Origin of the sequence: Sneathiella sp., from assembly GCF_002694385.1 — a bacterium.
GTDB lineage: Bacteria > Pseudomonadota > Alphaproteobacteria > Sneathiellales > Sneathiellaceae > Sneathiella.
This window is the reverse complement of sequence record NZ_NZMB01000027.1, coordinates 1-7979: the sequence shown is the minus strand read 5'-3', so window position 1 is coordinate 7979 and position 7979 is coordinate 1. Positions and strand designations below refer to the sequence as shown.

Sequence of the window (7979 nt, the reverse complement as noted above, 5' to 3'; positions counted from 1 at the left end):
GGGATAAATCTTTTTCGATCAAGATGAGATATCGGGTATCTTAAATTTGCACTTTATGATATACCCCTCTAAACGGCGACCGGAACAGGCAAGCAAAACCATCCGTCGCCGCACAAACCGGGAAACGGCACACTGCGCCCAACCCCGACAAACGCCATAAAAAACAATAAAAACACAAAACACAGCACCAAGGGAGAAACCTAAATGATAATGTCAATGAATGCCCCTTCAGACGAGACACCCAAAAGATCCATACTGGCCCGAATAGCTTTTCTCGGGCTGCTCGCCGGGGTTTCCGGTCTGACCCATGCGGCCAGCGCCAGCGAAACTTCCATCGAAACCATGAAGCCCGTCACCTTCACCGTCACCGAACAGGGGCCTGAGAAAGGTGTCACCGGCGATGCCGCAAAGGCCTTCGCCAAGGAAGTGGAAACCCGAACCAATGGCAAAATAAAATTCGATCTGTATTTCTCCTCTTCTCTCATGCCCGGGAATGAAGTTCTGAAAGGGCTCGGCTCCGGTCTTGCCGACATTGGCAAGTTGCAAACCGCCTATTTCCCCAAGGAACTGCCCGTCGCGACATTTCTCAATGATCTTGGTTCCATGCCGGACAATTCCTTCCCCCTCGGTATCCTGCAGGGCGGCGCGGCACAGCTTGAAATTTTCAACAGCCCCGAACTCGTCGACGAGCTCACCTCCTATAATGTCAAGATTCTCGCCACCACCTATGCCTATATCAATTACGACCTGCTCTGCACCAAGCCTGTCGTCACGCCGGAAGAGGCAAGCGGTATTCGCGCCCGGGTCGGGGGCAAGGTCTTCTCATCGGAAGCCAAAGCCCTCGGAATGACTTCCGTTCCTCTTGCGACAGGCGAGATGTATGACGGCTTGCAAAAAGGCGTCGTCGATTGCGCCGTTCTGCATCCGGCCGGGAATATCGACTATGGCCTGATCGAGGTTGCCAAGGACTTTACGCCCATCCAGATGTCCGGCTATCTCGGCGCCCTCTGGGCTATCAATCTGGATGCCTGGAACAATCTCCCCCCGGATGCGCAGCAGATCATGCGCGAGGCCGGTATCACCTATTGGCGTGTCTATACAGAGGGCAGCATCCATAAATATGCGGAGCTCGCCACCGACGGCGTCGACAAACACGGGATCAAATTTCATGACCCCCGTCAGCTCGATGCCGTGCTCGACAAGTTCCAGAAAGACTATATCAAACAGGAAACCGAAATCATCAAACCGAAGCTTCCCAATGCCGAGCAGTTCGTCGCCAAGTTCCAGGCCCTGCTTGATAAATGGAAAGAAACCCTCATCACAGAATATGGATATAAAGAGATCCCGAGAGACCCCGAGAATATTCAGCAAAGCTGGGCGAGTGTGAAGGACTTCCAAATGGGCCCCTTCGCAGATCGCGTCAAGCAGGAGAATTTAAAGTAAAACAGAAAGCAGGAAATTCTGGCGCTGTGAGTGCCTGAAGATTTGCTGTAATCCCCGATATCGCCCTGACAGTTCGCCGGATCATCCGGCACCTGTCAGGGCATTTCATTTCCCCCTTCGCTGGTGGATTTCGACGCCGGTATATTATTGAACGTCTCCAGAAAATGGCTGTCGAAGACATTTATATTCACCCTTGAGACATTGGAATCGACAAAAACCATGCGAAAGGGATAATCTGACAAGAAAATAAAGAAAAAGAGTCAGATCATGATCATATCCCGACCAAGTGCGAAAAAGATTTTTCCCCTGATCCGTTTGCGTCGCCGTCATCTCATTAATGCCGATGACCGCGCCTGAACTGCCTCTTGCCTGCCCTTATTAATTATCGCTGACCGCATCTACACAATCAGGAGCCCCATATGTCCAGTCTGCTGCAGGAAACCAACGGCAATTTGCTGAAAATTACACTCAATCGCCCGGATCAGATGAATGCCATGTCCGCCGATATGATTCAGGATCTGACCCGCATCGTCCTGGACGTCACCGCAAAGCGCACCGCGGCGCGAGCCATCCTGATCACAGGGTCCGGACGCGGATTTTGTGCCGGGGCCGATTTGCAAGGCGACGGGCTGGCAAGCCGCCGAAAGGTCATCGAAGGGCAAATGATGGCAGGCGTTAACCGGCTTATCCTCGCCATTCGGGAAACCCCGGTACCGGTCATTATTGCCCTGAATGGCGCCGCGGCGGGAGCGGGCTGCGGGCTCGCGCTCTCCGGCGATATCATCATCGCCGCCAAGTCAGCAAAGCTTCTCACCGCTTTCTCCCGGATTGGCGCCGTCCTGGATGGCGGCATGTCATGGTCTCTTGTTCACAAACTTGGGACGGCCCGCGCGATGGGAATGGCCCTATTCGGTGAACAGGCAATCGATGCGGAAACCGCGAAGGACTGGGGCCTGATATGGGATGTTGTCGAGGATGACCAGCTGATGGATAAAGCGAGCGAGATGGCGCACCGGCTGGCAAATGGGCCGACAGTCGCGCTCGGTCTGATCAAACGCGAGATTGCTTTCGCACAATCCAACAGCCTCGCTGACGCCTTGCGCTTTGAAGCCGCCTGCCAGGGACAGGCGTTTTTGAGTGATGATTTTCCCGAAGGCGTCAAGGCATTTCAGGAAAAACGCCCCGCTCAGTTCAAGGGAGAGTGAGGTTAGAACCGATCTTCAAGAATAATTAATCCTTGACGGGCAGATTGCTCTTAATCCTCACCAGCAACAAATTGAGCAAGACATGCGTTGGACCCTTTCACTTTTTCTGTTCCTGCCGGTTTTGCTAGTACTGAGTGCCTGTGAGACCGGTTATCTGCCGTCTTCCGCTTCATCCGGCACATCTCAGGCTACCGGCAGTATTCCTGCGGCCGTCAAAATGGCCGAGCAAGGACCAGCCCCACAAACCGAAAAATCATCCGAACCGGGCGGCATTGCGGTCATAATCAAGCCATCCAGTGTTGGCGACTATTACGGCTGGCATTTGCAAATACCGAGCGCAAAAGGCAATCAGTCTTTCAAGCCGATTTACACAGACATGGTGCAGGCGGGTTATACATACCGGATAAATCTGTGGCCGGATCAGTATCGTTTGCGTGTCATGCTCAGAAACAATGCCGAGCTGAATCAGTGGATCACTGTCAAGGCAGGTGAAATGCGCGTTGTCATCGTTGATGTCGGGTTTGTCTTTAATGACATTACTGTCGTGCCGGTCGACGATCCGCGTAGCACCAACGCCATGATGATCCATGGGAATGAGACCATCTCGGTAATGGATGCGTTTAATCCCGTGAACATCCCCATCACCGGTGAGCAGGTAGCCGTTTATTATGGCCCCCGTGAAAATGACATGCCCTATGGCAAGGGGCCGGCCACAATCCGCGAAGGCGGGATAGACATTGCCGAATCCCCGGAGGTTACGATTGAAAATGGGAAACCGACCGGTGATTTGATGTTTAAGGATGGCCGCATCGTCGAACCTGCGCCGGGAAAATATATGCAAATACCGGAAGGGGCGCGCACAGAATGGCCGGATGGGCGACGCTTTTCCGGCCAGTATGTCGGCCTTGCCCCGGAAAAGGGCACAATGTCATTTACGAACGGCATTGAGTGGAACGGAATGATCGGCAGAAACTGGCCCACCGGCAAAGGACAGGTGACATATCCTGACGGTACTGTCATCAATGATGTGGCCGGGATTGACAGCAAACAATATCATGGCGTCTACCCCTGCCGCAAAGCCGGACAAGAAGCGCGCAACTGTTATTTCATTAACGGTCAGCAGATTGCTTCAGAAGCGGAATACATGGCTAGAATGGAACAGACAAAACGAGATGCGGAGATCGCCGCCGCGGAAAAAGCCGCCTCAGAGGCACAGGCCCAAGCCCCGGCATCATCGCCCAGCAGTCCTTCCTCCCCTACGGTTGATGGCTGCACATATGTCGAGGGTAATTTCACCACAAGCTCCGGGCTCAGCAAGCTGACCCTTGATGGGCGGGGGCGCGGGCATCTGTGGCAACAGACATATGGCGGCTCGACCACATATATCATGGATATTGACTTCACCTATGCTGGCACGCGGGACAGCATGACCTTCAATTACCAGCCCGCACAATACAGGGATGCCTCCGGCACCCTGCTCCGCACTATTCCCGTGCCGGGAACAACAGCGCAGTGCAGCTATGATGGCCGCAATCTCACTGTCAATGGCACCGTCTATTCGCGAAACTGAATGGGTGCCCCCGGAGCCGCCTTTATAGTATCCCTCCTAAAATGGCCCCTGTTTATAGCTAAAGGCTGGCTGCAGAAAAAGTATCGCAATCACGTACACTCCCGCTTGCAAAGCCGGTTTTGAACCAGCGGACCCGCTGCGCTGATGTGCCGTGGGTGAAGGAATCCGGCACAACCGTCCCCGTCGCCTGTTTCTGCAGCCGGTCATCGCCAATCGCCGTTGCCGCACCCAGCGCTTCCTCAATATCGCCGCTTTCCAATATCTGCCGTGCCCGATCGGCATGGAATGCCCACACACCGGCGAAGCAATCCGCCTGAAGTTCAAGCCGGACAGACAGCCGGTTTCCCTCTGCTTCGCTCACGCGCATCCGCTGTTCATGCACCTTGGTGGATATGCCTAGAAGGGTTTGAACATGATGTCCCACTTCATGAGCGATCACATAGGCCTGGGCAAAATCACCAGGGGCGTCAAACCGCGTTTTCAGCTCCTGAAAGAAGGACAGGTCGAGATAGACTTTACGGTCCCCGGGGCAATAGAACGGGCCCATTGCCGACTGGGCAAAGCCGCAGGCCGATTGCACGGCGCCAGAGAAAAGCACCAGCTTCGGTTCCTCATAGGTCCGGTTCAGGCCTTCAAAAAGCTGGTGCCAACTATCTTCCGTGTCCGCCAGGACAACAGCCACAAACTGGGCCGTCTCATCCGACTCCGGCCCTACTGTTTCATACTGCTGCGTTGGAGGTTGCATACTGCCGCCGGACATTCCGCCTTGCAGGAGAATGGAGGGATCAATGCCAAGGAAAAGCGAGATTCCAATAACCACCAGCACGCCGACAATGCCAAGTTTACCGCCCCGCCCGCCCGGCAGCCGGACAGGCATTCCCCGGCCGCCGCCGAAGCCACCTCCGGCAGACTGGCTGCGCCTGTCCTCGATATTGTCACTCCGTCGCCGATCCCGCCACCGCATGGGGCCCTCCAATATAGCTTTCAATCGCGATAAATAAAATTACGGGAGTTTGAACAGCGATACCACAGGAAAATAACCGCCCAGAGCATCCGCCTACAAATCCATCAGTATTGACCACCGTCGGCAGATATCATGCCCCTTAAAGCGGGAATTTGCGGAAAGGATGCCCATAAAAAAGGGCAGCGTGATCCGCAGATCATGCCGCCCTTTCGATCATCTGCGGGGTCACTTATGCCCGTTCAAAAATAGCGGCCAGTCCCTGTCCGCCACCGATGCACATGGTTTCAAGGCCATAGCGGACATTACGACGTTCCATCTCACGCAACAGCGTTGCAAGGATACGGCCACCGGTCGCGCCAACCGGATGGCCGAGGGAAATTCCCGAGCCATTGACATTCAGCCGCTCGAAATCAGACTTCTGGAGCTTCCAGTCGCGTGTGCAGGCGAGCACCTGCGCAGCGAACGCCTCGTTCAACTCGAGAAGATCAATATCTTTCAGCGACAGCTCCGCCCGGGCGAGCGCTTCCGCCGTTGCAGGCACGGGTCCAATGCCCATGATCTCGGGTCCGACACCAGCAACTGACCAGCTCACCATCCGGCCATAGGGTTTAAGGCCAAGCTCATTCGCAATGGCGCGCGTCGTCACAACGCAAGCGGAGGCGCCATCATTCTGGCCACTCGCGTTGCCTGCCGTAACGGTCGCTTCCGGATCCTGCTTTCCCAGAATGGGGCGCAGTTTGGCAAGGTCTTGCAGATTGGCCTCGGGGCGCGGATGCTCATCCTTGGTGATCGTCACATCGCCCTTGCGCCCGGAAATGGTCACCGGAATGATTTCGTCATCGAAAGTTCCATTATTCTGGGCGGCGACGGCGCGGCGGTGGGATTCGACGGCAAACTCATCCTGTTCGGCCCGCGGTACGGAATGACTGCGCCGCAGATTTTCCGCTGTCTCCAGCATACCACCGGGAACCGGATAGTTGATTCCGCCCGCCGTTACCCGGCCACGCGCCAGCGCATCATGGAACTGCATGGAGCTGCCTTTAACGCCCCAACGGCCGGAAGTGGCATAAAAAGGCGCATTTGACATGGATTCCGCGCCACCGGCAATCACCACATCAGAGCCGCCGGTCGCAACCTGCATGACGGCATTAATCACTGCCTGCAATCCGGAGCCACAGCGGCGATCAAGCTGATATCCGCCAATGGTGATCGGCAATCCGGCATCCAGCCCGACTACCCGCCCAATGGCGGGGGCATCCATCGTGGCATAGCATTGGGCGAAGATCACATCATCAACACGATCTTTCAGACCTTCACAGCGATCCATCAGACCCTTTATGACGACCCGGCCAAGTTCATGCGCCTGAACATCCTTGAATTGACCGCCGAAACGACCAACTGGCGTACGAACGGGTTCACAAATCACGACATCTTTGAGCATATTTCAATTTATCCTTTTTCTTGTGATGGCTTTGAACTGGTTAGTTCGAGACATGGTTCTTCAAGCCCCTTGCATTTTGTTTGCCCTAACTGCCGCGCAGCAATCCGCAGGATTATAACACTGATCAGGAGTTTTCACGCTTTTGTCCACTCCAGAATGAACCGGGTTGCTTCGCTGTCCATAGGCACGATGCTTTTTGACATCTTCAGCCGCACACTTCAACTCACTCGCGAGTATTGGATGCGTTTTTTTGACCCGCCTGCGGTCCAAAATGCCGTTAACTTATAAAATTGTATGTCTGTATGTATCAGGCCGAGCGCAAATTTCAATTCATTCCGGCAAAGACTCAACGCAATAGTTTTTTTGTCATTAAAATCGAAAACAACATCAAATTCTCCAAATACAACTTCTATTTGTTGACTAATACAAAAATATATATCAGGTTTTTATTGTTTTCGGAGAATCAAATATAACAAGAAGTCGCTTTCCGAAACAGACATTCAATCCCTTCAAGGACGATAATAATAAGAGTATGGGAGGAAATAATGAAAATTAAGAACCTGACCGCCAAGCGTTTCATGATGATTGTTACGCTGCTCTCGCTATGTGCATTCGGCACCAATGCGTATGCCGAATATCACATCCGGTTTTCAGAAATCGGCCCGCCGCGCGGGGCGCGCGCCGATGAAATGCGATGGTGGGCTTCTGAAATAGAGAAGCGCACAAATGGCGAAGTAACAGTCGAATTCTTCTGGAGCCAGGCCCTGGCCAAAGGCAAGGACACATTGCGGGCCGTCGGCACGGGACTTGCCGATGCCGGCACAATCATGGGCATTTATAATCCGGCGGAAGTGCCCGTCTGGAATTATGGCAGCCTGCCGTTCATATCCAGAGATATCTGGGTCACCCTCCGGACATGGCAGGAGTTGCAACAGACCATGCCGGAACTGCAAGACAAGATGAAAAGAAATAATGTTCACATACTGACGAACTACACGACCGGCCAGAGCGATCTACTCACCAAATTCCCGCTTAATACGGTTGCGGATCTGCAAGGCAAGAAAATTCGGGCAACCGGCTCCTACATGGCCCTGATGAGCAATATCGACGCGGTTCCCGTGAATATCGGTTATGGCGATGTTTATCAGGCGTTGGACCGGGGTACTGTCGATGGGACGGTAGTTCTCACCTACGCCATCAAAGACTACAAGTTTCATGAAGTCGTCGGCTATGTTACCGAAGTCAACATGGGCCTGATTCCGGGCTTTGGCGGGGGCATCAACCTGGATCTCTGGGAAAGCATGCCCGAAAACATCCGGCAGGTCATTACCCACGTCAGCGATGAATTCATTGATC

General features: G+C 53.9%; 6 protein-coding genes. 4 read left to right on the top strand and 2 right to left on the bottom strand.

What is annotated here, in order from left to right; genetic code table 11:
* Nucleotides 1-216 precede the first annotated feature (216 nt).
* The 3 genes from dctP (at nt 217) to CMN55_RS16605 (ending at nt 4218) form a co-directional block, all read left to right on the top strand.
* On the top strand, nt 217-1443 hold the full coding sequence (gene dctP / locus CMN55_RS16615; protein WP_293951364.1) for a TRAP transporter substrate-binding protein DctP: 1227 nt from the start codon (nt 217-219) through the stop codon (nt 1441-1443).
* 419 nt (nt 1444-1862) lie between these two features.
* Complete coding sequence (locus CMN55_RS16610; protein WP_293951362.1) at nt 1863-2648, top strand: enoyl-CoA hydratase-related protein; 786 nt, start codon at nt 1863-1865, stop codon at nt 2646-2648.
* Between the two features lie 82 nt (nt 2649-2730).
* Nucleotides 2731-4218 carry a hypothetical protein gene (locus CMN55_RS16605; RefSeq protein ID WP_293951360.1) on the top strand — a complete coding sequence of 496 codons (1488 nt, stop codon included), beginning with the start codon at nt 2731-2733 and terminating at the stop codon, nt 4216-4218.
* A 58-nt stretch (nt 4219-4276) separates the two neighbouring features.
* Here CMN55_RS16605 and ypfJ read toward each other — a convergent pair whose 3' ends face one another.
* Both ypfJ and CMN55_RS16595 read right to left on the bottom strand, forming a co-directional pair.
* The gene (gene ypfJ / locus CMN55_RS16600) at nt 4277-5182 is read right to left on the bottom strand and encodes a KPN_02809 family neutral zinc metallopeptidase (protein WP_293951358.1); all 906 of its coding nucleotides are present in this window, start codon (nt 5180-5182) and stop codon (nt 4277-4279) included.
* A gap of 229 nt (nt 5183-5411) precedes the next feature.
* Nucleotides 5412-6623: an acetyl-CoA C-acetyltransferase gene (locus CMN55_RS16595; protein ID WP_293951356.1), complete on the bottom strand. Its 1212-nt coding sequence runs from the start codon at nt 6621-6623 to the stop codon at nt 5412-5414.
* A gap of 545 nt (nt 6624-7168) precedes the next feature.
* On the opposite strand from CMN55_RS16595, the gene CMN55_RS16590 reads away from it, so the two are divergent.
* Nucleotides 7169-7979 (top strand): C4-dicarboxylate TRAP transporter substrate-binding protein (locus tag CMN55_RS16590; RefSeq protein WP_293951354.1); only part of this gene is annotated, 811 nt, incomplete at its 3' end.